19 protein-coding genes are annotated in these 24115 nt (G+C 52.3%); 11 read left to right on the forward strand and 8 right to left on the reverse strand.

Annotation, left to right across the window (positions count from 1 at the left end; translation table 11 throughout):
- Window positions 1-529 precede the first annotated feature (529 nt).
- Complete coding sequence (locus tag ACGHTT_RS06145) at window positions 530-898, forward strand: diacylglycerol kinase (RefSeq protein ID WP_390594162.1); 369 nt, start codon at window positions 530-532, stop codon at window positions 896-898.
- A 124-nt stretch (window positions 899-1022) separates the two neighbouring features.
- On the opposite strand, the gene argF is transcribed toward ACGHTT_RS06145, so the two are convergent.
- From argF to ACGHTT_RS06160, 3 genes are all read right to left on the reverse strand, one after another.
- A complete protein-coding gene (argF, locus tag ACGHTT_RS06150; protein WP_390594163.1) occupies window positions 1023-1943 on the reverse strand; it encodes an ornithine carbamoyltransferase in 921 nt (306 codons plus the stop codon).
- Window positions 1944-1977: 34 nt separating this feature from the next.
- The gene (locus ACGHTT_RS06155) at window positions 1978-3153 is read right to left on the reverse strand and encodes an acetylornithine transaminase (RefSeq protein WP_390594164.1); all 1176 of its coding nucleotides are present in this window, start codon (window positions 3151-3153) and stop codon (window positions 1978-1980) included.
- Window positions 3154-3315: 162 nt separating this feature from the next.
- Window positions 3316-4602 (reverse strand): flavohemoglobin expression-modulating QEGLA motif protein, encoded by a 1287-nt coding sequence (locus tag ACGHTT_RS06160; RefSeq protein ID WP_390594166.1) that lies wholly within the window; start codon window positions 4600-4602, stop codon window positions 3316-3318.
- A gap of 190 nt (window positions 4603-4792) precedes the next feature.
- Between ACGHTT_RS06160 and grxD the strand changes: the two genes are divergently transcribed.
- The 5 genes from grxD (at window position 4793) to ACGHTT_RS06185 (ending at window position 9847) form a co-directional block, all read left to right on the forward strand.
- Window positions 4793-5116 carry a Grx4 family monothiol glutaredoxin gene (grxD, locus tag ACGHTT_RS06165; RefSeq protein WP_390594168.1) on the forward strand — a complete coding sequence of 108 codons (324 nt, stop codon included), beginning with the start codon at window positions 4793-4795 and terminating at the stop codon, window positions 5114-5116.
- A gap of 160 nt (window positions 5117-5276) precedes the next feature.
- A complete protein-coding gene (locus ACGHTT_RS06170) occupies window positions 5277-7079 on the forward strand; it encodes an SLC13 family permease (RefSeq protein WP_390594169.1) in 1803 nt (600 codons plus the stop codon).
- A 209-nt stretch (window positions 7080-7288) separates the two neighbouring features.
- Entirely contained in the window at window positions 7289-8518 is a 1230-nt protein-coding gene (locus tag ACGHTT_RS06175; RefSeq protein WP_390594171.1) for a porin, read from the forward strand.
- Window positions 8499-9167: an FMN-binding protein gene (locus ACGHTT_RS06180; protein ID WP_390594172.1), complete on the forward strand. Its 669-nt coding sequence runs from the start codon at window positions 8499-8501 to the stop codon at window positions 9165-9167. Before ACGHTT_RS06175 ends, ACGHTT_RS06180 begins: the two co-directional genes overlap by 20 nt.
- Window positions 9104-9847, forward strand: coding sequence for a PepSY domain-containing protein (locus ACGHTT_RS06185; protein WP_390594173.1), 744 nt, complete (start codon window positions 9104-9106; stop codon window positions 9845-9847). Before ACGHTT_RS06180 ends, ACGHTT_RS06185 begins: the two co-directional genes overlap by 64 nt.
- Here ACGHTT_RS06185 and ACGHTT_RS06190 read toward each other — a convergent pair.
- Window positions 9844-10845, reverse strand: coding sequence for a hypothetical protein (locus ACGHTT_RS06190; protein WP_390594174.1), 1002 nt, complete (start codon window positions 10843-10845; stop codon window positions 9844-9846). The two genes, ACGHTT_RS06185 and ACGHTT_RS06190, sit on opposite strands and share 4 nt — an antisense overlap.
- A 45-nt stretch (window positions 10846-10890) precedes the next feature.
- Between ACGHTT_RS06190 and ACGHTT_RS06195 the strand changes: the two genes are divergently transcribed.
- Window positions 10891-11025 carry a hypothetical protein gene (locus ACGHTT_RS06195; protein ID WP_390594175.1) on the forward strand — a complete coding sequence of 45 codons (135 nt, stop codon included), beginning with the start codon at window positions 10891-10893 and terminating at the stop codon, window positions 11023-11025.
- Window positions 11026-11063: 38 nt separating this feature from the next.
- On the opposite strand, the gene ACGHTT_RS06200 is transcribed toward ACGHTT_RS06195, so the two are convergent.
- Genes ACGHTT_RS06200 through ACGHTT_RS06210 form a run of 3 tightly spaced genes read right to left on the reverse strand, consistent with a single transcriptional unit; the run spans window position 11064 to window position 14089 of the window.
- The gene (locus tag ACGHTT_RS06200; RefSeq protein WP_390594176.1) at window positions 11064-12188 is read right to left on the reverse strand and encodes a M14-type cytosolic carboxypeptidase; all 1125 of its coding nucleotides are present in this window, start codon (window positions 12186-12188) and stop codon (window positions 11064-11066) included.
- A gap of 29 nt (window positions 12189-12217) precedes the next feature.
- Window positions 12218-12571 carry a glycine zipper family protein gene (locus tag ACGHTT_RS06205; protein WP_390594177.1) on the reverse strand — a complete coding sequence of 118 codons (354 nt, stop codon included), beginning with the start codon at window positions 12569-12571 and terminating at the stop codon, window positions 12218-12220.
- Between the two features lie 30 nt (window positions 12572-12601).
- The gene (locus tag ACGHTT_RS06210; RefSeq protein ID WP_390594178.1) at window positions 12602-14089 is read right to left on the reverse strand and encodes an aminoacyl-histidine dipeptidase; all 1488 of its coding nucleotides are present in this window, start codon (window positions 14087-14089) and stop codon (window positions 12602-12604) included.
- A gap of 282 nt (window positions 14090-14371) precedes the next feature.
- On the opposite strand from ACGHTT_RS06210, the gene ACGHTT_RS06215 reads away from it, so the two are divergent.
- Entirely contained in the window at window positions 14372-17098 is a 2727-nt protein-coding gene (locus ACGHTT_RS06215; protein WP_390594179.1) for a protein kinase domain-containing protein, read from the forward strand.
- Between the two features lie 36 nt (window positions 17099-17134).
- Window positions 17135-17917: a hypothetical protein gene (locus tag ACGHTT_RS06220; protein WP_390594181.1), complete on the forward strand. Its 783-nt coding sequence runs from the start codon at window positions 17135-17137 to the stop codon at window positions 17915-17917.
- A 57-nt stretch (window positions 17918-17974) separates the two neighbouring features.
- Here the strand turns inward: ACGHTT_RS06220 and ACGHTT_RS06225 are convergent, their stop codons facing one another.
- The gene (locus ACGHTT_RS06225) at window positions 17975-19957 is read right to left on the reverse strand and encodes a S9 family peptidase (protein WP_390594183.1); all 1983 of its coding nucleotides are present in this window, start codon (window positions 19955-19957) and stop codon (window positions 17975-17977) included.
- Between the two features lie 68 nt (window positions 19958-20025).
- Between ACGHTT_RS06225 and ACGHTT_RS06230 the strand changes: the two genes are divergently transcribed.
- Window positions 20026-21438 carry a phospholipid carrier-dependent glycosyltransferase gene (locus ACGHTT_RS06230; RefSeq protein WP_390594185.1) on the forward strand — a complete coding sequence of 471 codons (1413 nt, stop codon included), beginning with the start codon at window positions 20026-20028 and terminating at the stop codon, window positions 21436-21438.
- Window positions 21439-21732: 294 nt separating this feature from the next.
- Complete coding sequence (locus ACGHTT_RS06235) at window positions 21733-23823, forward strand: di-heme-cytochrome C peroxidase (protein ID WP_390594187.1); 2091 nt, start codon at window positions 21733-21735, stop codon at window positions 23821-23823.
- The last annotated feature ends 292 nt before the right edge of the window (window positions 23824-24115 follow it).

Here is a 24115-nt window from a genome sequence, read left to right on the forward strand (position 1 = left end):
ATCTGCCTGACAACTCTTTGTGCAACAGCCATGCTGGTTGTTTTACAGCAACGCTGGCGCCACAAAGCGACAATCGAGGGCCGTATAAACAGCCGATTCACTTACCCAAATAGAGGTAGGGCCGATTGATGATGTCAACCCTGTTCCGTTAGGGTGTTTTGACCATCAAACCCTATATGTTGGGGTTTGCCTGAGTTGGGCTACAAGATAATGCGGTTTACGGTGTAATGCAAGCTGCCTGTACGGTGGGTAGGCTGTGGATAAAGTGTGGGTAATTGGCAATGTCAGTAAACACTAATCAGCCAGTGCGGGCGCTGACAGACTTGGCTTGGGGAGGGCAGTGAAAACCGATGTTTATACTATTTTGTTCTAACTGCGACTGCGCTAACAGTTTTTGAGTTTGCCCGTTTTGCATCGTTGGGCATGGTTATATTTTGCTCGGCTCAGCGGTTTTGTAGGATGGATTGATTTACCAACGCGGGCGGTGTTTTGGTTACAATGCGCCGATCATTTTTGCGAGGTGTTTGCAATGAAAGCTAGGCAACAAGGTTTGGCCCGCGTGCTCAAAGCCACGCGCTATTCTTGGCAAGGGCTGAAGTCAACCTGGCAAACGGAGGCGGCGTTCCGCGAAGAGCTGCCGCTGGCCGTTGTTTTGATTGCGATTGCGTTATGGCTCGATGTGAGTACCGTCGAGACGGTGTTATTAATTTTGACGCCGATGTTGGTGCTTATTGTGGAGCTGATTAATAGCGGCATCGAGGCTGTTGTCGATCGCATTGGCCCTGAAATGCACGAGTTGTCTGGCAAAGCCAAAGACGTGGGATCGGCCGCGGTGTTTCTGATGTTGCTGGTGACGGCCTTAACCTGGGGCTTGATTGTGGGGGGGAGGTATTTGTAAGGGCAGCCTAGAGGACAAGGAGTTTACAGTTTACAGGAGGGGCAGGTGGGCTTTGCCCACCTAAAAGCAAGAGCCTAGGTTGTAGGATTTTGCTTGCCCTGTAAGCTGTAGGCTCTTTTTCCTGTTAACTTTTTTGTTGCGGCGTCAATAGAAATTCCATCAATGCTTTCTGCGCGTGCATGCGGTTTTCCGCTTGATCCCAGACTTTGCTGATGTTGTCGTCCTCGAGCAGAGCGGCGCTGACTTCCTCTTCCCGGTGTGCGGGCAGGCAGTGTAAGAAAATAGCGTTTTCAGCGGCCTTGGCCATGAGGGCGTGATCGACTTTAAAGTTGGCGAAGTCGCGCAGGCGCGTTTGCTGCTCTTCCTCTTGGCCCATGCTGGCCCAGACATCCGTGGTGACCAGGTCGCAACCGGCAATGGCTTGGGCCGGGTCGTGGAAAATGCGCACCAGATCTCCCGCGTCATCCACCATGCTTTGGCTGGGTTCGTAGCCGGGTGGGCAGGCGATGTGCAGGGTAAAACCGCATTTTACCGCCGCATTGATATAGGACTGGCACATATTGTTGCCGTCGCCAATCCAGGCCACGCGCTTGCCACTAATGGAGCCGCGGTGCTCGGTGAAGGTTTGAATATCGGCCAGCAACTGGCAGGGGTGCAGTAAGTCGGTGAGCGCGTTGATCACTGGCACGCTGGCGTATTGGGCGAAGCGCTCGATACTGGCGTGCTCAAAGGTGCGAATCATTACGATATCGACCATGCGGCTCAGCACCCGGGCGGTATCCTCGATCGGCTCGCCGCGGCCTAATTGGGTGTCTCTGGGCGAGAGGAAAATGGCACTGCCGCCCAGTTGCGCCATGCCGGCTTCGAAGGAAACGCGGGTGCGGGTGGAGGATTTTTCGAAAATCATACCGAGCACTTTGCCGACAAACGGGCGCTCTTCTAAACCTTGCTGGTGCAAGGCTTTGAGTTCAATGGCGCGTTCGATGATGTGGTTGAGTTCGTCGAGGCTGAGGTCGTCTAGGGATAAAAAATGTCTGGTACTCATGATCTTTAGGTTCAATAGGTTAGGGTACCGGCCCTTAGGCCGGTTTAAAATTTTGTATTAAGTCGATGACGCCGTCGCACAGGAGGGTGAAGTCTTCATCGTTAATATTGAGTGTGGGCAGCAAGCGCACGGTATTGCCGGCGGTGACGTTAATGAGCAGGCCTTTATCGCGACCGGCTTGCACCAGATCGCCACAGGGCGCGCTTAATTCGATACCCACCATCAGGCCAAGGCCGCGAATGTCTTTGACTAGCGGGTTGTCCGCTAGGCCTTCACCTAAGCGCTTGATCAGCTCGGCGCCACGGTTGGCGGCGAGCGTCATGCAGCCCTCGCTTTCCAAGGTGTTGACCACCGCGAGGCCGACCGCGCAAGCGAGTGGGTTGCCACCAAAGGTGGTGCCGTGGTTGCCGGCTTGAAAGACCTCGGCTGCCTCGCCGCGGGCGAGACAGGCGCCAATGGGAAAGCCATTGCCTAAGCCCTTCGCGGTGGTGACCACATCGGGCAGTAGGTTGTTGTGCTGGTAGGCGAAAAATTTGCCGGTGCGGCCGTTACCAGTTTGAATTTCGTCGAGCATTAACAGCCAGCCATTGGCATCGCACAGGGCGCGCAACTTATTGAGGTAGTCGCTCGCCGGTACGTGCACGCCGCCTTCGCCTTGCACCGGTTCTACTAAGACCGCGACGATTTGATCATTGCCACTCAGCGCTTCTACCGCGGCAACGTCGTCATAGGCGACGCGTACAAAACCGTCGACCAGCGGCGCGAAGCCCGCTTGTACTTTGCTGTTGCCGGTGGCCGATAGCGCGCCCATGGTGCGACCGTGGAAGCTGTGCTCCATGACAATGATGGTGGGGCAGTGTTTGCCCTTGTCGTTACCCCACTTGCGCGCCAGTTTGATGGCGGCTTCATTGGCTTCGGTGCCGGAGTTGGAAAAGAACACCTTGTCCATACCTGAGAGCGCGACAAGCTTTTCCGCCAGCGCTTCCTGCGGTGCGATGTTGTAAAGGTTGGAGATGTGCACCAAGGTTGAGCCCTGCTCGGTGAGTGCGTCGGTGACGGCTGGGTGGCAATGACCTAGGCCGCACACGGCAATGCCAGAAATGCCATCCAGATATGAATTACCTCGGTCATCCCATACGCGTGAACCTTGGCCCTTAACGATGGTTAATTTTCTCTCGCCGTAGTTGTTCATTAAAGCCTGGGTGGTCATGTGGGTCTCTTCCCTTTGGGTTAGCTAAATCGGCTGCCTAAGTAAAAAACCGCAGAATCTGCGGTTTGTGTGTATGTAAAGTGCAGATAATTCTATTGATCTATTGTCGCCTTGGCAATACAGGGGGCCGTTTATTTTTTAGCCACGGGCCGTGTTTACGCTTCACGATAACAGAGATGCGTAGTCAGACTCCAATTGTTGGAAATTTAGCGCGGCGATGAAGCGGCTAAAGGATAGCCAGGCCGCCAAGCCTTTGAGGTCGGCAAAGTGAGGCGGGACGAATTTGGGCGCCAGCACTATGCCTTCCTGCATCAGTTGCTCAATGGTGCTCAAGTCTTCTAATTGGATTTTGCCCACAAACAGCAGCGGCAGTTTCTCCAGTTTGCCTTGGGCCACAGCTAGGCGCATAAAGTTGAAGGTTTGCACAAAGCCTTTCATGTAGGAGATATCTTTAGTGAAGGGTTTGCCCGTTGGCGTGCTGCCGCGAAAGACGCGGCTGGCGATGACGTAGCTGTCGTCTTCGTTCAGCTCTTTCGAGCGCAGGTAATTAAACACGTCGATAAAGTTGGCGCCGTCTTCGGCCAGGGTGACGGCGCGCACTCTATTGATCAGCTTGTACAGCCGCGACGGCGTCGAGCGCAGGGTGATGATTTCGGTGAGTACCGCGAGACCTTCTTGGGTCACGGTGGCCGAGGGTTGGCCCTTGCCTAAAAAGGTGCAGTAGGGCTGCGCCATGCCGTTCAGGGTGGTGCCTAAATGTACCCAACCCTCGTGCGCTTCCAGTACGTCGATATCGTTGTTGTTGAGCAGGGCACCTTTGCGAATTTTGATGTAGTCGGTGCCGGCGGCGGCGTCGGCGGTGATGCCGTCGCTGATCATCACCCGGATTCCGTCGTTGGGAAACACGTGGGCCATGCGTTTATTCAGTTCTTGTACGGCGGCTTCGGCGTCGATGGTCTTGGCGTCTTCGTTCATGGAGCTGTGCTTGAGCAAGTTCACCAGCGTCTCTTCCATGTTGGTACCAAGCTCTGCCACCGTGGGGTCGCCGGCATGGAAGACATCGGAGGCCGAGCCATAGAGTTCTTGGGATAGGTCGCCAAATTCTTCGCCGCCGCGCGCTTCGAGCAGGCGCACCACCATTTGGTATTCGCGGCAGGCGCGCCGCATCATGCCGGTTACCGGGCTTAATTGGCCCAGTTGGCGATTGATGTCGCGCTCGATGTCGTGAAATTCTTTACGTTTAGTGTGTGGGTCAAAGCCGAGCGGGCAGTGCTCGGCGTAATAGGCAGCATCGACCTTGGGTAGGGTTTTGAATTTGCTCTTGAAGAATTCTTGCTTGATCTGGTGGTTCCACTTCACGGCATCGAGAATGCGGATCGGCTTTTGGGCTTCTACGATGCGGTCTGATAGAAGCTTAACAGCGGCAAGGTACTCGGGTGTAGCGGCCATGTGGGTGATCCTGCGCAATAAAAATTCAATGGGTGCGTACTTTATAGTAGCTTGTGGCGCGACAACAGGTTTGTGCCGCGCTATTCCCAGTATTACTTTTAGCCAGCGTTAGGGTAGAATGCCGGCAATACTTGAGTGCTATGGTCGGAATTGACCGTAGAGCAACATGACACAAAGGCCGGAGTACCCGATGGACACGATTGACACTATCAAGCAACAAATTGCTGAAAACACCGTAATCCTTTACATGAAGGGTTCACCTAATGCACCACAGTGTGGTTTTTCGCAGCGCACCTCGCAGGCGGTTATGGCGTGTGGCCAGCGTTTTGCCTATGTGGATATTCTGTCTAACCCAGACATTCGCGCCGAGCTGCCGAAGTACGCTAATTGGCCAACCTTCCCACAGTTGTGGGTGAAGGGCGAGTTGATTGGCGGCTGTGACATAGTCACTGATATGCACGCCAAGGGCGAGCTTAAAACTTTGCTCGATGAGGCCGCGGCAAGCGCTGAATAAGCCTAACCCGTGTTGAAAAAGCCCCTCATGGGGCTTTTTTTGGTTTTGGGTTTTAAATAACCAAGTGTTATATAAACAGCGGGAAATAATCTTAGACTTTATAATGGGCGTCTTTTATCTTGCCCCCTTAATCTCGATCTAGGTTTGGTGTTACGCCATTATGGGCAGTCTGCTCGATTATTCAGAATCACTTTCTCTACTGCTGGTGGCCGGCCTATTGGCGTGGATGTTATACGCCTTTATCAAAGAAAAATTCAGCCCCGATGTGGTGGTGGGTATCGCTGTTGCCATCTTGCTGGTATCGGGGATTTTAAGCAGCAAGGAAGTGTTGGGCGTACTCAGTAATAACGCGCCTGCCACCATCGCCTGTATGTTTATCCTGTCGGCAGCGCTTGAGCGCACCGGTTGTGTGGAGTGGTTGGCCTCGCGTATCAAGGCCTATTCCGGCCAGAGCCCGCGTCAGGCCCTGATTGTGATGATGCTGTCGGCCATGGTCATGTCGGCCTTTATCAATAACACGCCGGTGGTGGCCATCTTCACCCCCGTGGCCATCGCTTTGGCCTGTAGCCGCAATATCAAACCGTCAAAATTGCTGATCCCCTTGTCTTATGCCTCTATTTTGGGCGGCACCATGACCATGATCGGCACCTCGACCAATATTTTGGCCGACGGTGTGGCGCGCGATTTCGGTATGCAACCCTTCTCTATGTTTGAAATCACTCTGCTGGGCGTGGTGATGGCAAGTGTGGGCATGACCTTTATCGTGTTGTTTTCTCACCGTCTTCTGCCCGATCGCGAAACCATTTCTAATCAGTTGCAGGTGAGTGGCGACCGGACCTTTATGACCGATCTGATGGTGCCGCACAATTCGCCCATGATTGGCAGAACCATTGCAGAGGCCGATCTAAACGGTAACTCTGGCAATCAGGTGTTGCGTATTTTTCGCGGCGATGAAGAGCTCACCGAGCCGTCGCGGGAGACGCAGTTGCAGTCGGGCGATCGTTTGATTTTGCACACCAATATGCAAGATGTGGTGGAACTGCGCGAAAATGGCCTGCTGGAATTTACCAGCAATGGCGATGAAAAATTCGAAACCATTGCCACCCGCGACGTGATTTTGGTGGAGGCCATTGTCGGTCGTAACTCGCGCTACTGTGATAGACCGATGCGCGATTTGAACGTCACCGCACGTTACGGTATTCATGTGCTTGCAGTGCATCGCCAAGATGAAAATATTCAAACCAACTTGGATGATCTGCAATTGCAGTTCGGCGACGTGATGTTGGTCGAGGGCAGCGCCGGTCAAATCAAGAAGTTTTCCGACAACGGCGACATGATTTCCTTGAATGCCGTACAAGAGCGGGCCTATCGTCGCGACAAGGCACCTTTGGCGGTGTTGTCGGTACTCTTAGTGATGGTGTTGGCGGCACTTAATGTGATGCCGATTGAAGGCTTGGCCATCATTGCCGCAGCACTGGTGATTACCACCGGTTGTTTGGATGTGGACGACGCCTACAAATCCGTGGAGTGGCGCATTCTGATGATCATTCTCGGTATGTTGGCGTTTAGTATCGCCATGAGCAAGGTCGGTTTGGTGCAGTTGATTGTCGACCAGTTTTTGGTGTGGTCGCCGTACCTTGGCCCCTGGTTAATGTTGAGTTTGATGTACCTACTCACCTCCATCTTGACCGAAATTCTCAGTAACAACGCCGTGGCGGTATTGGTTGTGCCGGTCGCCATTGGTGTTGCTCAGCAGATGGGGGTGGACCCAAGACCGTTCGTGGTGGCGGTGATGTTTGGTGCCAGTGCCAGTTTTGCCACGCCCATTGGCTACCAAACCAATACCTTTGTTTACTCTGCCGGTGGCTACCGATTTAGTGACTTCCTGCGTTTGGGAGTGCCATTGAATATCATCATGTGGTTAGTGGGTACGGCCATTATCCCGCTTATTTGGGCTTTTTAGGCCATCTCTTTCCCTCGTTATTTTCCTATCGACTTTATCTGCGCTTAATCGCGCATCCTAACGACGTGCTTTTTGAGAAGTGAACTTGCGATAGATCAATTAAACGAAACCTTGTTGTGAATGCAGTTGATAGTGTTTCTCAAACGCATTAGAATTCGCGCCCATAAGATCTACGCGCTACATCACTTAAGCACCTCAAGGGACAAACCATGTTGAAGAAATCATTACTCGCGCTAGCCGTCAGCGGCTTAACGTTATCTGCTCAAGCGGCCACGCCAAGTACTGAGGAGCTCTTTGAGCTCGTTAAACAGCAGCAAGCGCAAATTGAAGCGCTGCAAAAGAAGCTGGAAGCCACCGATAAAAAAGTCGTGGTTACTGAGCAAGACTTGAACGTAAAAATTGAAGCCACGGCCGCCGCCGTCGAACAATCTGTTGCCAGCACCGGCGCGTCGAAAACCAGTATTGGTGGCTACGGTGAATTGCACCTCAATCGCTTGAACGGTGTCGATGGTACCGCCGATAAAAACGAGATTGATTTCCATCGCTTTGTATTGTTTTTCGGTCATCAGTTTAATAACAAAGTGCGCTTTTACTCTGAGTTTGAACTCGAGCACTCCTTAGCGGGTGATGGCAAGCCAGGGGAAGTTGAGCTGGAGCAGGCCTATGTCGAGTGGGATTACGCCAACAACCACAGCTTGCAGTCAGGTATTTTCTTAATGCCGGTGGGTATTCTGAATGAAACCCACGAGCCAGATACCTTTTACGGTGTTGAGCGCAACAACGTAGAAAAGAACATCATTCCAGCCACTTGGTGGGAAGGTGGTTTGAACTTTAAAGGTGAATTGGCCGAGGGTTGGAGCTATAACGCCGCCGCTCACTCGGGTCTGTATTTAGCCGATGGCAAATACAAAATTCGCGACGGTCGTCAGAAGGTTGCCGAAGCACCTGCCGACACCTTTGCTTATACCGGTCGTGTTAAGTACACAGCTGTGCCAGGTTTAGAGTTGGCTGCCACCTTACAGTTCCAAGACGATATGCTGCAGGGTGAAGATTACCTTGGCCAAGGTAAACTCGATGCCACCTTGCTAGAAGCTCATGCGGTTTATCAAACGGGCGGTTTTGCCCTGCGTGCCTTATATGCGCAGTGGGATTTGAACGATATGATCGAAGATACCAAGGCGGGTGCGAGCGAGCAAAATGGTTGGTACATCGAGCCCGCTTATCGCATTAATGAAAACTGGGGCACGTTCATTCGCTATAGCGTGTGGGATAACGAAGCTGCTGATAGTGTCGATTCTGAATACGGCGAGTGGTCGGTGGGTGTGAACTACTGGTTAGCACCAAACGCCGTGTTTAAGTTTGACCTGTTGAGCCAAGAAGTGCCTGACGGTAAAAGCAAGTACGAAGGCTTTAACCTAGGTGTTGGTTATTCTTTCTAATTTCCTCATGAAAACCGTCGGCGCTAAGGCGTCGACGGTTGCCTTCTTTAAGCCGATGACGCTGGTGTTTGTAGCGTTCATCGGCTTGCATTCTGCGCAGGCAATTGCCCAGCGCGGTGTATTTTTGAGCGTCGATGCATTCGTCGCGCAAAGTTTTATTGCACAACCCAGCGCGAAAACCTTGTGGTTAAACCCCGCACAAAAAGCAGCCGCTACTGATATTCTCAGTCGCAACCCTGGACTGCGCAGTCGTTATTACCGTTTAGGCGATAAAACTGCTTGGGTACTGGAAGAAATTGGCAAAGAACTACCCATTACGGTAGGCGTTGTTGTCGATCAGGGTCGAGTGCTAGACCTGCAGGTGTTGGAATACCGAGAGGTGCGCGGTGGCGAGGTACGCTACGAGAGTTTTACCCAGCAGTTTGTCGGTATTGGATTTGCGCCAGATTCGCGGAAGCTGGATAAACGCATCGATGGTATTAGCGGTGCGACATTATCCGTGCGTGCACTGAAAAAAATCGCTAGACTTGCGCTTTATTTTCACCAACAGGTGGTTGTGCCTCCGAACGAGGCAGCGCGCGCATTATGCTCAGAAAATATTGGCGACCCATCCTGTGGCGCTGGCACAAGCGGCTTGGCCTCACGTTAATTCTTTTGTTGCTCTGGTTGTCTGTAACCGGACTAATGCTTAACCACACCGATGATTTGGCACTGGCCGAGCGGCCCTTGGCCTATGGTGTGCTGTTACAGCTATACGGTATCTCCGAAACACCGGTTACTAGCTATCAGCTTCCCAATCAAGCCTTTCTATCCCAGGCCGGCGATCATCTCTATTTTCAAGGCCAGCGAGTCAGCCATTGCGGCACCGATCAATTTTCCATGGTTGCGGTTGACGAGGCTTTGTTTTTGGCGGCCTGCGGGCGTGAATTGTTGATGATCACCGACGCTGGCGAGTTAGTGGAGCGTATCGGTGCGAGTTATGACTTGCCGCAGCCGATTACCGCCTTAGGTTTGTGTGATGCCAAGCCGTGTTTGCAAAATGGCACAGCGGCTTTTTATATTGATGTCGATGGTTTGACGTGGCAGCCGGCGGCGAGTGATTTTACCGCCTCAGTGGCAGCGCCACTGCCAGAAAATATTCTGTCTGCGATTGAAGCGCAGTGGGTAAGCGCGGAGGTTAATTGGGAGCGCTTGATGTTGGATTTGCACGCCGGGCGCACCTTTGGTCTCGGGCCTTGGTTGATGGATGCTGTGGCGCTGTTAATTATTGTGCTCTCAATGACCGGCTTTGGCATCTGGTTAGCGGGCCGTAAACGTCGAAAGGATTAGTCGCGTTTGGCCAGTAGTTTTTCCACTCGCACGCCCAAGGTGATGCTGCCGTGCTTTAGCCCCTGGATATAGATCGGCCAAGACACGTGGACCACAAAGGCTTGGCTGGATGCATCGTAGGCAATCGTTTCAATAAAAAATTCACCTTCGGCTAAGCTTTGCGATTTTAGAAATTTATCTTCATCGCCCTGCCAATAGTCGGTTAACTTTTGGTTGCAGGCGAGGGTTTCCCCTTGGTCGCCCATGACAAAGACTTCGCTGATCACGTCTTGGTTAGCAGCGACAAAACTCTGAAGTTTTCTAGATAATGCCTGATCAATAAAGTCGATATTTGCTAAGGCTTCCCGCTGCCAAATCGCTTCTCGCTGGCTCAGTTGTTGTGCGTTTAATTGCGGTTGTTTTTGTGCTAACAGCGCATGAATATCGGGCAGCGGTAGGTGCTGGATATGGTCTCGGAGTTTGTGGGCTAGGGTGGTTTTTTCAGTCTCAGTTAATAGCGTGGTGCCGAGTGAGCACTGGCTGGCCCAAAAGTTGACCTCGTCGACCCAGCGCTGCTCTGGCGCCGGTGTTTCGGCCAGCGCTAAGTAAAGTGGGGTAAAGCGCACGAAGCGCTGTTGCCAATGGCTGCTGTCGACCTTTTCTGAGTTCATCCAATAGGCAGCGGACAGTTCATTAGAGACGAATCCACCGATTCGCCCCTGTTGTAATAGGCGAATTAATTGCGCCTCCTCTGTCACCAGTATCCGCGGTTTAATCCCTTGGCTGTTTAACCAGTGATGCTCGTTGCTATCGCGCACGGCGCCAATGTTGATCGATTTTTCGTAGTAGTTTTGCTGGTGGGTGTAATACCAAAACCAGCGTTCTACCATGAGCGGCACCGAAAGCCGGCCCGCGTCGGGGGCTTCGTAAACGGGGAATACACCGGTAATTGTCCCGGCCTTCAAGTTGTGTAAGCCGCGCGCCCAAGGCGTGATATTAAGCTGCCAATCTTGTTTCATGTGTTGGCTAATACAGCGCATGGCCTGAACGGTATGGCCGGCTAATTGCCCGTTGGTATCGAGAACTTGGTAGGGGGGCGTAAGTTAGTGTTGAAAATTAACGGCGACTGGCTGGTGCCGGCCGCCGATGAAGGAGAGATATTAAGCGCCAAAAACATGGAAAAAACGAAAAGAAAATAAGCGTTACGATTATCCATTTTGGCACTCGGTGGACTGGGCTATTTACGTTGTAAATAGCCTAGCATAACGGCGAGATTGGACGCACCTAAATGCTTGCTGCGCGCCGGCGACCAGCCTTCGAGTTCGTTGGGAGAATCGATGGTGTCTTTAAAAGGCATTTCCAAGGTCATGGCCAAACAGTTAAATGTGTGGGCAATAAAATTCGTGCAAATGGTGAGATTTGCCGTGCCTTTTGCGTCTACTTCATAGCCATTGGTAATTTGAAAGTCTGGGTTTGTTGCCATTAACTGGCGCTTGTAAAAATCTAAGTCAGCTTGCTTTTTGTCGTCCCACGCCGCTATGCCTTCGGCACCGGCAATGAAGTTGTAGGGCAGGGCTTCGTCGCCGTGCACGTCGAGGCAGAGGTCTACGCCTGTGCTGTGCATTTTGTTTAGCACACACAGCACTTCTGGACTTTTTTCTGCGCTGGGGTTTTGCCACTCGCGGTTTAAGTTGCTGCCCACGGCATTGGTGCGAAGATGGCCGCGACGGCTGCCATCTGGGTTCATATTCGGCACCACGAAAACGTTGGCGCGGTTGAGAAACTCGCGCGCCACTGGGTCGTTGTCATCTAATAGGCGCTCGAGAAAACCTTCAATGCACCACTCGGCCATGCTCTCGCCTGGATGCTGGCGGCCGATTACCCAAACGTTTTTCTTATGCGCCGCTTGATCGCCCACAATAAGCAAGTCCATATCCTGACCGTCGAGGGTTGAACCTAAACGCTCGTAGGTCACTCGCGTATCGGTACTGGCCCAGCCAATTAAATCGGCGTGCCGCTCCATGGAATAAGGTGCGAAATAGGCAAAGTAGATGCTGTTGGTGACTGGGGTGTGTTCGATGCACAGGGTTTTGCCGTCGAAGGAGGTGTCGACGCGAAACCAGTTGTCGCGATCGTAAGAGGCCACCGCTTGGTAGTCTTTAAAACCGCCAACGTAGGCGGCCGTGCCGGCATTGGTAATGTTGAGCTTACACGCCTGACCTTCGGCACCGGTGAGGCGAAAATAAAACCATTGATAAAAATCTGACTGGTTATCTTTGCGAATAGCCAATTGAATGTTATTGGCCTCGGCGCATTGAATCACTTCAATGTTGCCGGCGTCGAAATTACTGCTAATGTGCATAAACTTTCCTGCTATTAAGTCTGAATGTATTAATTTAAAACGCGGTAACCGCGCCCGCGTAAACAATTTTTGACCACTTGCGCCTGCTCGCGCTCGCCACTGGCAGCGCCTTTAGCAGCGCCACCAACGGCTCCGGCACCGGCGCCACGGCTAGCGCCGCGACTGCCATTAAACACGGCGCCGATGGCGCCACCCACGACAGCACCGGCGGCTGCGCCACCGGCAACTTTTCCAGCTTTATCAACCTCGGCGGCGTAGGTTTGGCATTCTTGTAAATCCTGTTGGTAGACGGCTAGATCCACGCCCTTTTTATCAATAATGGGTTTTTTACTGGCGCAACCGGCTAGGCAGAGCAGCGTGATTAAGGCCGTAAGTAGTTTCATGGTTTGATCCTTTCTGCAGCGTCGGTCTCGCTATTTTTCGGCGCTGCTGTTTGCACTAAGCGGCACCGCGGCAAGGCCGGCAATTAGACAATCCCAAAACCCGGCAACCGAGGCGATATGCACCTTTTCATCCGGTGAATGGGCGCCATCTATGGTTGGGCCAAAGGAAATCATGTCCCATTCTGGGTAAATTGCGCCTAACAGTCCACACTCGAGGCCTGCATGAATCACCTTTATTGCTGGGTCTTTGTGGTATTTATTGCGGTACACATCGCGCATAACGGCCAATAAAGGCGATGCCATATTGGGTGTCCAGCCTGGATAGGCGCCTTTGGTCATACTATCGGCGCCAATCATTTGAAAGTGGCGACAGAGGTTGGCAGCTAAGTCATCGCGTGCCGTGTCTAACAGGCTGCGCACGAGGCAGCAAATGTCTACGCGATCGCCCTCGAAGCTGACCCGCGCTAGGTTATTCGATGTTTCCACGACGCCTGGCAAGGAATCGCTCATGCGCAAGGGATAGCTTGGGCAGGTTAATAGGGCTGAGCAGAGTAAGCGGGACTGGACGCTGGTCATCGCTCGCTCAGGTTGAGAGGTTTCCGACAAGCTTAACGCGAGGCGTGGTTCTACGTGTTGGTAGCGTTGCTGCATGTCGGCGCTGAATTTGCGAAAGGCCGCTTTAACGGCATCGAGTAAATGCTTGGGCACCAAGAAGCAGAGCGCCGCTTCGCGCGGTATGGCATTGCGTAGGCTGCCGCCATTGAAGCTGGCTATTTGTACCGGTAGTGCATCGGACAGTCGAGCGATAAACAAGGCTGCCAGTTGGTTGGCATTGCCTCGCCCAAGATGGATGTCCAGCCCAGAATGGCCGCCCGCTAGGCCTCGAACGTCTAGCGTTAATGCGGCTTGAGAGGCCTCTGTTGCCTGCCATTCAATGGTTAGACTGGCGTTGACATCGATACCACCGGCGCAGCCCACATACAGCTCGCCCTCCGCTTCGGTATCTAAGTTAAACAGCAGTGAGCCTTGTAGGAGATTTGGGCTCAAACCTTTGGCGCCGGTCATACCGGCTTCCTCATCGATAGTGAACAGTGCTTCCAGTGGGCCATGGGCTATGTCTTGGCTTTCCAGCACCGCCAAAATTGCCGCCACACCGATGCCGTTATCGGCGCCCAAGGTGGTGCCGTTTGCGCTTATCCACTCGCCAGTAGCGACCGGTGTAATGGGGTCGCGGGTGAAATCGTGGCGTGTGTCGTTATTCTTTTGTGCCACCATATCTAAATGGCTTTGCAGCACTACCCCTTGGCGATTTTCCATGCCTGGGCTTGCCGCTTTGCGAATGATGACATTGCCCACCTGATCAAGCTGCGCCGATAGCTGGTGGATTTTGGCAAAGTGCAGAATCTTGTCGACCACGGCTTGCTCTTGTTTTGAAGGCCTAGGCGTGTCGCACAGCATCTGAAAGTGACGCCAGAGCGTGGCCGGCTGTAATTGGGCGAGCGGCGAGGCGGTGGACATAGCGTATATTCCCTAGTGAACTGGCTACAAATTGGCCAGCGTTAAAAAGCTGGGCAAAGTGACCAGACGAATAGCAGAATAAAGTCCCCACATGAGCGGCTGTCAGTCTAGCGCTGGCCAAAAATTGAGCAAACTTACCCTAATGATATTGGCTTATTTACCGAAGAGCAGGAAATAGATTCAGGGTACAATGAGATTTGACTAAACTGAGCCAACACGGCATAAATATCCCTCGGCACCTCTCGATGGTGCGAGTGCTCATAATCAGAACTATAAGGCCTCATGGAAATACCCGGTTACAAAATTATCGATACCCTTGGCCGGGGCGGCATGGCTACCGTGTACCTCGCTATTCAACAAAGTTTTGAGCGCGAAGTTGCACTCAAAGTGTTGTCGCCTGAGCTACTGCGCGACCCCGCATTTGGCGAGCGCTTTTTACGCGAAGCAAAAATTGTTTCGCGCCTAGTTCACCCCAATATTGTTACGGTTTACGACGTCGGCGAGCACGATGGCAGCCACTACCTGTCTATGGAGTATGTGCCTGGGCAGGATCTTAAACACAAAAGAACCAAGCTAAGCCGCGCCGATGGCTTGCGCGTGGTGAAAGATATTGCTCGCGCCTTGGATTACGCCGCGCGTAAAGGCTATGTACACCGCGACGTTAAACCCGAAAATATTATGCTGCACGATGAAGATGGTCGCGCCGTGCTCATGGATTTCGGCATCGCGCGCATGGCCGGTATAGAAACGGGTATGACCCAAACCGGCACTGCCATTGGCACGCCCCACTATATGAGCCCGGAGCAGGCCAAGGGGAAAACCGTCGATGCCCGCTCCGATCTTTACAGTCTCGGTGTGGTTTTGTTTTTGATGGTTACCGGTCGGGTGCCTTTTGATGCCGATTCTGCGGTGGCAGTGGGCATTAAACATGTGTCTGAGCCGGTGCCAAAGCTGCAGGCCGCCTTCGGTGTGTTTCAGCCTATCATCGATAAAGTCTTAGCTAAAAACCCGGACAAGCGCTACCAATCTGGCTCTGAATTAGTGGCAGATTTGGAGCAGATTGACGACGAGCAATTGCGCCGCGTCGATGAGCTTATTGAGCTGGCGGCGAAGCGCGTTGAAACCGCCGATCAAAATGCGCCCACGGTTATCAGTAGTGCTATCGATACGCAACTCATCCGCGATATGGGTGAGTTTGACGACGACCAAGACGAGCCGTTAGTTTCTACCCAGCGCTGGCCTCAGTCTGGCCAGTCGACGCCGATTCAATCGGTACCACGTAGAACCAGTAACCCTTTTGGCACCAGCCGCTGGCTGCGCAACAGTATTTGGCTGATGGTGTTAGCGGTATTATTTCTATTTGGGTTTCGACAATTGTTGCCAACGCCGTGGGCAGAGGCGATTACCCATTGGCATCACAGTGCCTTGGATTGGTCAAAACAACAGGGAGTCTCCCTCTCTGCAGAGCAATGGCAAACCCTGTACGACCTTGGCAATGCGCATCAAACTTCTGCTGCAAACGGTGCGGTTGTCCTTCCTCCTAGCGCTGCGCCTGAGGTTTTAAGCCCGAGCGCCTCGGTGCCTGAATTACCGCGCTCGGCGCCTAGCGTTAATACGTCGGTTGTACCTAAGACGGGGCATGCCGATCGCGTATTGGCTGATACCCAACCAGTATTGCGCGACAACGGCGAGTTAGCTAAACGCTCGACACCCGTGCCGCAGGTCACGGTCGAACCCAAGAGCGCGGAGAGCGATAGCGTCAGCGCCGATCCCTTCGCGCAAGCCGATATATTATTGGCCGGACTCGAATCGGATTTGAGTCAGGCTCAGGCGCTGGCCGATATCTACCAAGCAGAGTTGTTGAATCCAGATAACCGCGTGAGAGCGCAGCAAGGCTTGGAACAAGTGCGTGGCTTTTATCGCGATCAGTTGCAAGCGGCATTTGAGGCAAAAAACCTGGTGCGCATGCGCGAGTTGTTGGATTCCGCCGCGGCCAGTTTTCCGGCCTTAGCACAAGAGGCGGGGTTGCGAAAATTCGAACGTCGCCTAGCCGATGCTGAGGAAATGTCAGCGCTGCTCGCGGTGGCCCAGCAGCAGTTGGCCCGCGACGCTTTATCGTCGCCCAGTGGCGATAATGCCGTTGAGAGTTTTAATAGTGTGTTGCAGCGCGAGCCAAACAATCGCGATGCTAAGGCGGGTCTAGAGGCCGTGGCTGATCGCTACGCGCAATTGGCGGCGAGCAAATTAAAGGCCTCTGACTGGTTGTCTGCTAAGGGCATGGTCCGTCGTGGTTTAGCGGTGAGTCCAAGCCACGCAGGCCTGCTCGCTCAGCAGAAGCAAGTGGCGCGCCTGGAGGCTGAGTTAAAAGACCGGCAAGCGCGCATCGATGCGTTGTTAACCCAAGCGAAACGTCAGTCGACGGCGGGTAATGTCTACGGACGCGATGGATCTGTGACCCAGTACCAAGCGGTATTGGCCTTAGATAAGGATAATCGTTTAGCGCGCGAGGGGATAGATAAGAGCAGCCAAACCACCGCTGATCAAGTGCGCAGCTTGGTGAGTCAAAGGCAGTTTGATCGCGCCGCTCAGGAATTAAACGCGGCCTTGTCGTTGCTGCCTGAGCAAGAAAATTTACGTGCCGCCCAACAGGTTTTAACTAGCGCCGTCGATGCCGCGGCTCCGCGCGTGGATGCATTGCGTGTGGGTAATAGCGACACCCTTATTTTTAATCCTACTCAGCCGTTAGTGCAGGGCGTCGATAGAACAATTTATATCGGCATGCAATTTCGCAACTTTGACCAAACGGCGGTGCTACAAGCTATTTTGTTTGACGGTTCGCGCAGTATGCAAATTGCTCAGGTGCCGGTGGTGGTGAGCGGGAAGCTGGGCGAAAAAGTGTTCCGCATTGATAGGCCCGTTGAAGGTTTTTCGACGGGTGGTTATATCATCGATCTGATGCTCGAAGGCCAGTTGTTGTTGAGCCAACGTTTTCAAGTAGTGTCCCAATAGCCTATGGCCTTGGGCCAGAATTTTACGGAGTCGACTATGTACGTACACGGTAAATTCATTGGTTTAATGTGTGTCGCCCTGTGGCTGACAGCTTGCCAAACGCCACAAAGTATTCAGCAGTTGCAGCAGCAAAATCAGCAGCTAAGCGTGGAATTAAAAGCCGCTCAGCAATCGATCAGCGAGCTGTCACAGAGCGAGGCGCAACTACAGTCTGAGGTGGCTGAGCTGCACCGCGTGATGGGGGTGCTGGGCACTGAAAAAAGTTCGCGAGTGCAGGAGTCTTCGCAGCTGCGTGGGTTGATGCGCAATTTCGCGCAAGATCAAATTGACTTGTTAAAAGAGTTGTTGGTGAAAGGCGACCTGTTGGATTATGTAGGTGGCGAGCAGGTGGCTCGGCAGCAAACCGCTGACACCCAAGGCGAGAAAAATTTATTGTTAGTGGATGTGCAAAACGCTATTCCGACCGAGGGTATTTTGACCGGTGTTGGCGCTTATTTTACCATGCCGGGTAATTTTAAGGTGAAGGTACTCAGGCCCATTGACGGCAACCTTGTGGTGGTGTGGGAAAGTAAATTATTGGCGGTGGTTGCTGCGGGTAAGCAACGCATTAATTTTCCTGTTAGCGTCGGGGTGGAGCAGGGCGACCTTTTGGGCTACTACTTTCCCGATCAGGTGATCGCCCACGTCGATATGGGCACCGGTGACAGTCGCACCTATAGCGGCGATCTTGCCCTAGGTAAAACATTGGCGCTGCGCTCGCTAGATAATGCCAAGCAAAAGCGCGCCTATTCTCTCGGGGTCTACGGATTACTGAAATAGCCAAAAGGCCGCTGGGTGAATATATACCGAGCGGCTTTGTGAAACCTATTGCCTGCGTTAGAAGGCGTCACATAGTTGAAAATCTTCGCGGCTCGGCTGCACCGCAAAGTTGAAAATTTTTCCGTAAAAATTTAATTCCAGCTCTAGCTGATCCTCAATAGATTTTGCCTCCCTAAAGCCATGGCCTTCGTTGTCAAAGCTCACATAGGCGGTGCTAATTTTTTGTCGGCGCAAGGCGGCAACCATCATTTCCGCCTGATTCGGGGGCACCACTTTATCTTTTAAACCCTGGAAAAAAATCACCGGGCAGGTGAGCTTTTCCACGTGGTGGATGGGCGATCGCTCTCGGTAGATGTGCTCGCCACTCGGCCAGGGTGCGACCAGTGAATCTAAATAACGGGCTTCAAATTTATGGGTGTCTGTGGCTAGCGCGCTAAGGTCGCCGATGCCATAGAGGCTTGTGCCGGCGCAAAACGTATCGCGGAATGCGAGCGCCGCTAGTACCGTGTAGCCGCCGGCACTGCTGCCTTTAATAATCAGCCGTTTGGCATCGGCCAGCCCCTGTGCTACTAAATATTGCGCTCCCGCGCACACGTCATCCACATCGAATAGGCCCCACTGGCCCTTTAATCGATTGCGATACCATGTGCCATAGCCGGTGCTACCGCGGTAGTTAACGTCTAATACGGCGAAGCCGCGGCTGGTCCAATACTGTATTTTAAAATTTAATGCCGTTTCTGTGGCGCCTGTCGGGCCGCCATGTGAAAGTACAATGAGCGGCGGCTTTTCTTCCGCTGGCGCTTGGTAGTTGGGGTTTGTGGGCGGGTAATAAAAACCGTGCGCGCGGTCTTCATGCGTGGTGGGAAAACTAATCGCCTGTGCGCAGGCGATGTTATCCGCCGCTAGCGTGCTGACAATGGATTGCTTTAAGCATTGCCACTGCTGATTCTGCCACTGCCAGACACCTTGCGCCTGGTCGCTCGATGCTCCGAGCAATACTGCTCTTGGCTCGCCGTGATTGCTGGCACAACTGATGGCGGAAATATCGCAGAAGTCATTGTCGATATTGTTGAGTGCCGGTTGTTGGCAGGTAAAGTCGATGCTGGCGAGTTGCCACTGACCTTGGCTTGTGTAGGTGACAAACAGCGTTTTGTGGTCGAGAAAATCGTAACACGACATGCCAAACACCCACTGCGGGGTGGCGAACTCCGCTTCGAGTGGTAAAACGGCCTTCAGTGCCTCGGTATTAGTCATTGCGTCGGCGCAGTTCAAGGTGTCGATAGCCACGCGATAGATGTTCCACCAGCCAGATTGGTCGTTGACTAAAAAGAGTTCCTGTTGCGGTGACCAGCGCGGTTGGAAACTAGAACTTTGTGCGGGGCTGATGATTTTTCCTTGCGCTATATCACCCTGGTGATCGAGTGTAGCGAGCCAACATTGGTTGTAATCCCACGGCATATTTGGGTGATTCCAACTTAACCAAGCGAGTTGTTTACCGTCGTGACTGAGTGCGGGGCTGGCGTAAAAACTATCGCCTTCGGCAAGTGTCACTAGTTGCCCGGTTACAAGGTCTATGCTGACTAAGCTGTGAATAGATTCTTGCGCCGCATGCGGAAAGTCTTCGCGAATGGCGATGAGCCGATGGCGTTGTGTGTCAAACACTAAATCTGCATAGCGACTGCTGGGTGTGTGGGTTATTTTTTTGATGTTGCTTAGTTGTTGCTGGTCTTGTGAATAGATTTGTTGATCGCTGGCGTCAACATAAAAAATAGTGGTGTCGCTGAGGCAAAAATCACCGCCACCGTACTCATTGACTCTCGAGCGAACACTCACCTGCCGAGGTGTTATATCTACCGGTGTTTGCCCTTTACTGTGTCGTACGATTACGCTTCGCCCCTGTTCTTCTGGGCGCGACTCAAGCCAAAAGGTATTGTTGCCAAGACACAGGGGGCGGCTTAATTTTACGCTCTTGCGTGTTAGAATCTGCGCATCTATCGGCGAAGGCCAGGTGCCGTAAGGCGCTGTGTGTTTGGCTGTCATGGCTGAGTTTCCTGATGAAAGGGGCGCAAGCGCAAACAGGCCTGCGACTGGCAATGTAAAGGTTGGTTATGATGGTACCGCATTCTCCGCTAAGTCTCGGTGCGCTGGAAAAATATTCTACAAAATTACTCTGGCTGGTGCTCTTACTGGCAGCGTTTTTACGTTTTTGGCATTTGGGTATAATTGATCACGCCTATTTTGACGAGGTAAATATCCCGCAGTTTGGTTATGCCATGCTCAATGGCTTACGGGAAACGCCTTTCATCACGGTGCACCCGCCCTTGCCACATTACTTATTCGCCGGCGCTATTGCACTTTATTACCAATTGCCTTGGGTTGATGGCCATGCCAGTGTCGCTTGGTCTGCTATAGATCCGCTCAGTTATCGCTGGCTGACGGCGCTATTGGGGGTTAGTTGTTGTTGGTTTTCTGCGGCTATCGTCAAGCGGTTAACGGGCAGTGGGTTGATGGCTGTGTTGGCCGCGTTCTTTGTCGCTACCGATGCCGTGCTGGTGGTGGATGCCCGTGCGGCGTTGAATAACATCATTATGTTGGCGTTTGGCCTGGCCTCAATTTGGGCCTTTGTTAAGGCCAATGATAATGATTCTGGCGCCTATCAGTGGCGTTGGCTCGTTTTTTCTGGCGCCTTAATAGGCTCGACGGTGGCGATAAAGTGGAATGGTTTAGCTTTTTGGCTGGTGCCGCTCGCGCTGGTGTTCGTGCATGTGTTGCGATTTGGTGTAGATCAGCTTCGGCCGGTAGTGGGCGTACAGGGTTTGCGTTATAGCGGTCCTAGTGCCATGCAAGTTGTGGTGTTTCTAGTATTCGTGCCTAGCTTGGTGTATTGGCTCTGGTGGCAGCCTTATTTATGGTTGGAAGGGCACTGGGATTTTCTAGAAATTCATCAGCGTATGCGCGCGTTTCACACGTTGGAAGTGGGTGCTGATGACCATCCTTACTGTTCAGCTTGGTACCAATGGCCTTATCAAGGCCGGCCGATGAGTTATTTGTTTGCGCCCATTGCGGGCACGCAAGATGTGTCGGTTATTCACTTGCTGGGCAACCCCGTTTTATACATTTCAAGTTTCTTAGCGGTATTGCTGGCCACGGGTATTTGGCTGCGCCAGTGTTGTCAGTGGTTGGTATCCGGTGTTTTAGCGCCATCTTTTTGGTTTTTGTCGTTAACCTGTTTGGGTTTTTGGGCAAATTTTTTGCCTTGGGTGTTGGTGCGACGCTGTTTGTTTTCCTACCACTATGAACCTGCCAGTGTGTTTGCGTTTATTGCCTTGGCGTGGAGTTTTCTCAGTGTCGGCAGGTTAACGCTAACCTCTAAATTGACCCGCCATGCAATGACGGCTGTGTCACTGCTGCTGTTATTGATGATTGTCATAGCTTGGCTTTATTGGTTGCCTCTGGCCTTAGGTTTACCCATCAGTTTGGATGGCTTTTACCAGCGTATGTGGTTTAGTCGTTGGATTTAGTCAGTGCAAGGTCATTGAATTATCAATTATCAGTGCGCAGGCCTAGTAATTGTGACGATCACACCGTGGCCGCTGCGCGAAGGACTGTGTCCATTAGGTACTGTCGTGCACCTGTGGCTCTGGGCAGATTTTTTGATGAGCACTGTTTGTCAGAAATGCTCGACATTAGCGTTGAATGCTCAGGGTTGGTGTTTAAAAAGTAAAGTGACGCTATAGTCTTTGTTGTGTCTGCTCCGGTGAAAAGGTGCGCGCCCTAAGATAATTACAGATAATTACCTACAAGGATGGCTTGATATGTCCTCTCAGTCGCAGGATTTTCGCAAAATGTTTTCTTACCTCAAGCGCGCCTTATTGGCATTTGTCGCGCTAGTCATCCTTTGGGCGGCGATCGGTGCGGGTAATCGCGCTTATCATTATTGGGACAATCAAGCCAATGCCGGCGCACTTCTGGTTGAGCAAGATCGATTTGGCGATGAGGCGAAAACCATTGCCTACTTGGAGCAGGGCTGGGGCAATCGCGAACGCCTGTGGTTTTATAATACTTCGCAGGGTTCGAATCTCCTGCCCATGAGCTTTGCGTTGAATGTAAAGCATGCCGATGATCAGCAACCCTTTTTCTCGCCGGCGCATATACTGCGTTATCGCTATTTACCGCAGCAGGTGTCAAGTTCTAATCCCTATGGTTTACCCGTGGGTATGACGCTGGATAACTATAAAGGCAAGCCTTATTTTGGTTTTACCTGCGCAGCTTGCCATACCACGCAAATTAATTATCGCGGCCAAGGTATTCGGATTGACGGCGGGCCGGCTATGGCTGATATGGAAAACTTTATGCTGGACTTGGGGCGGTCCTTAGAAGCAACCTTGGCAAATGCAGAGTTACTCGCAGAATTCACCTCCAATGTACTTGAACAGGGTGATTACGATTCTGCCGACGCGGTAAAACACGAGCTAGAAATTTTTACTCAGCGTATTGGCACCTATAACTTGGTGAACAAGCCGCGCGATACGGGACGGGCGTTAACGCACTATGGTTTTGCTCGCTTGGATGCCTTTGGTCGTATCTATAACCGCGTACTCGAACATCTGATCACCAAATCACAACTCGAACCTCTGCTCAAGCAGCACCTACCTGCGGCTGATGCAGCAGAGCTTATTGCCGCTATGGCACCTATGCCCGAATTGCTTCGCAATCAAGATCGCGATTTATTAATTGCTCAGTTAAATAAACGTGTGAGTTTGAAAGCGCGTTTAAATTTGCTAAACGATTTATTTAACCCGGCTGATGCGCCAGTGAGCTATCCCTTCTTGTGGGATATTCCTCATCACGATTACGTACAGTGGAATGGCATTGTGCAGAATGCCAGCATTGGCCCTTTGGGGCGCAACGCCGGTCAAGTTATTGGTGTGTTTGGCACATTGGACTTTGAGCATAATTCTGGCATTAATCCAATGGCCTTGATTAACAAGCAATCGTTTTCCAAGGGCCATATTGAATTCACTTCCTCCTTAGATATTCGCAATCTGCGCTTGGTAGAAAAACAGTTAAAGTCGTTAACCTCGCCGCAATGGCCAGAGCAATATCTGGGTGACATTAATCGTGAGATGGCGGCCAAAGGGCGTAAACATTTCGTTGCCTACTGCGCCGCCTGCCATGACGATATCGTCAGGGACGACCCAAAGCGTCGGGTGATCGCAAAGCTATCTCATTACGATAAGGTGGGCACCGATAACAAAATGGCCGCCAACAGTGTCGAGTTTTCTGGCGGTAGTGGCATTATCGAGGGACGCTATGTGGATACTGAGGTGGGCGAATTATATCTCGAGCCCCGTGCGCCTATCGCGGGTTTGCTCAGTTACACCACGCGCAATGTCATTTTGGAGCGAGACCCAGATAAAACGTGGGTTGAGTGGTTGGCTGAGCGGGCGTTTGATTTTTTATTGACGATTAATGAAAACGAAGTGAAGCCGAGCATAAAGCGCGGCGATTACTCACCCAATACAACCGCTATGCCTTATGATTCTCTGCGCGCCTATAAAGCGCGTCCGCTGAACGGTATTTGGGCTACCGCCCCTTATCTGCACAACGGTTCAGTGCCGACGCTGTACGATTTATTACTGCCGGCTTGCGACGCGGCTGATTTCGTTGAGGACGAGTGCCGACCGAATGACTTTAGGGTGGGCTCGAGGGAGTTTGACCCGCAGAAAGTGGGCTTTCGATCACAGGGTTACGCTGGCTTCGCGTTCGATACCGCCATTTATGGCAACCACAATAGTGGACATGAGTATGCCGCCGGTAAAACCGCACAGCCAAATGGGAAAATTCTGCCAGCCTTGGATCATACCGGGCGAATGGAATTGTTGGAGTATTTGAAAACCTTGTAAAACCTGGTGCTGAAATAATTTGCTAGTAGGTGTTTCAGTTTTTGCTTTGGCAATTCCAGACGCAGGGTGAGGCTAAGCTGGGACACCAATAGCGGCAGACGTTGGGAAAAGATGCGGGTTTGGGCTGGCTGGGTTGAGCTGTGAGTTGAGCGGCCATCGAGCAAGGGCGCTTCAATGGCAGTCGTTTTCTCGCTCGGTGAGACGGTGAGTCAACCAAAGCCTGTGAGCAATTTTTTTAAGGCCGCCTTAGTGTGACTTGTCGATCTCTCTACTCTCTTCGGTCTATATTGGT

This window comes from Simiduia litorea (genome assembly GCF_042853465.1).
GTDB classification, from domain to species: domain Bacteria; phylum Pseudomonadota; class Gammaproteobacteria; order Pseudomonadales; family Cellvibrionaceae; genus Simiduia; species Simiduia litorea.

Coding starts and splice junctions, on each gene's coding strand:
- ACGHTT_RS06145 (WP_390594162.1), top strand. CDS start 530: ATGAAAGCTAGGCAACAAGGTTTGGCCCGCGTGCTCAAAGCCACGCGC.
- argF (WP_390594163.1), bottom strand. CDS start 1,943: ATGAGTACCAGACATTTTTTATCCCTAGACGACCTCAGCCTCGACGAA.
- ACGHTT_RS06155 (WP_390594164.1), bottom strand. CDS start 3,153: ATGACCACCCAGGCTTTAATGAACAACTACGGCGAGAGAAAATTAACC.
- ACGHTT_RS06160 (WP_390594166.1), bottom strand. CDS start 4,602: ATGGCCGCTACACCCGAGTACCTTGCCGCTGTTAAGCTTCTATCAGAC.
- grxD (WP_390594168.1), top strand. CDS start 4,793: ATGGACACGATTGACACTATCAAGCAACAAATTGCTGAAAACACCGTA.
- ACGHTT_RS06170 (WP_390594169.1), top strand. CDS start 5,277: ATGGGCAGTCTGCTCGATTATTCAGAATCACTTTCTCTACTGCTGGTG.
- ACGHTT_RS06175 (WP_390594171.1), top strand. CDS start 7,289: ATGTTGAAGAAATCATTACTCGCGCTAGCCGTCAGCGGCTTAACGTTA.
- ACGHTT_RS06185 (WP_390594173.1), top strand. CDS start 9,104: ATGCTCAGAAAATATTGGCGACCCATCCTGTGGCGCTGGCACAAGCGG.
- ACGHTT_RS06190 (WP_390594174.1), bottom strand. CDS start 10,845: ATGAAACAAGATTGGCAGCTTAATATCACGCCTTGGGCGCGCGGCTTA.
- ACGHTT_RS06200 (WP_390594176.1), bottom strand. CDS start 12,188: ATGCACATTAGCAGTAATTTCGACGCCGGCAACATTGAAGTGATTCAA.
- ACGHTT_RS06205 (WP_390594177.1), bottom strand. CDS start 12,571: ATGAAACTACTTACGGCCTTAATCACGCTGCTCTGCCTAGCCGGTTGC.
- ACGHTT_RS06210 (WP_390594178.1), bottom strand. CDS start 14,089: ATGTCCACCGCCTCGCCGCTCGCCCAATTACAGCCGGCCACGCTCTGG.
- ACGHTT_RS06215 (WP_390594179.1), top strand. CDS start 14,372: ATGGAAATACCCGGTTACAAAATTATCGATACCCTTGGCCGGGGCGGC.
- ACGHTT_RS06220 (WP_390594181.1), top strand. CDS start 17,135: ATGTACGTACACGGTAAATTCATTGGTTTAATGTGTGTCGCCCTGTGG.
- ACGHTT_RS06225 (WP_390594183.1), bottom strand. CDS start 19,957: ATGACAGCCAAACACACAGCGCCTTACGGCACCTGGCCTTCGCCGATA.
- ACGHTT_RS06230 (WP_390594185.1), top strand. CDS start 20,026: ATGATGGTACCGCATTCTCCGCTAAGTCTCGGTGCGCTGGAAAAATAT.
- ACGHTT_RS06235 (WP_390594187.1), top strand. CDS start 21,733: ATGTCCTCTCAGTCGCAGGATTTTCGCAAAATGTTTTCTTACCTCAAG.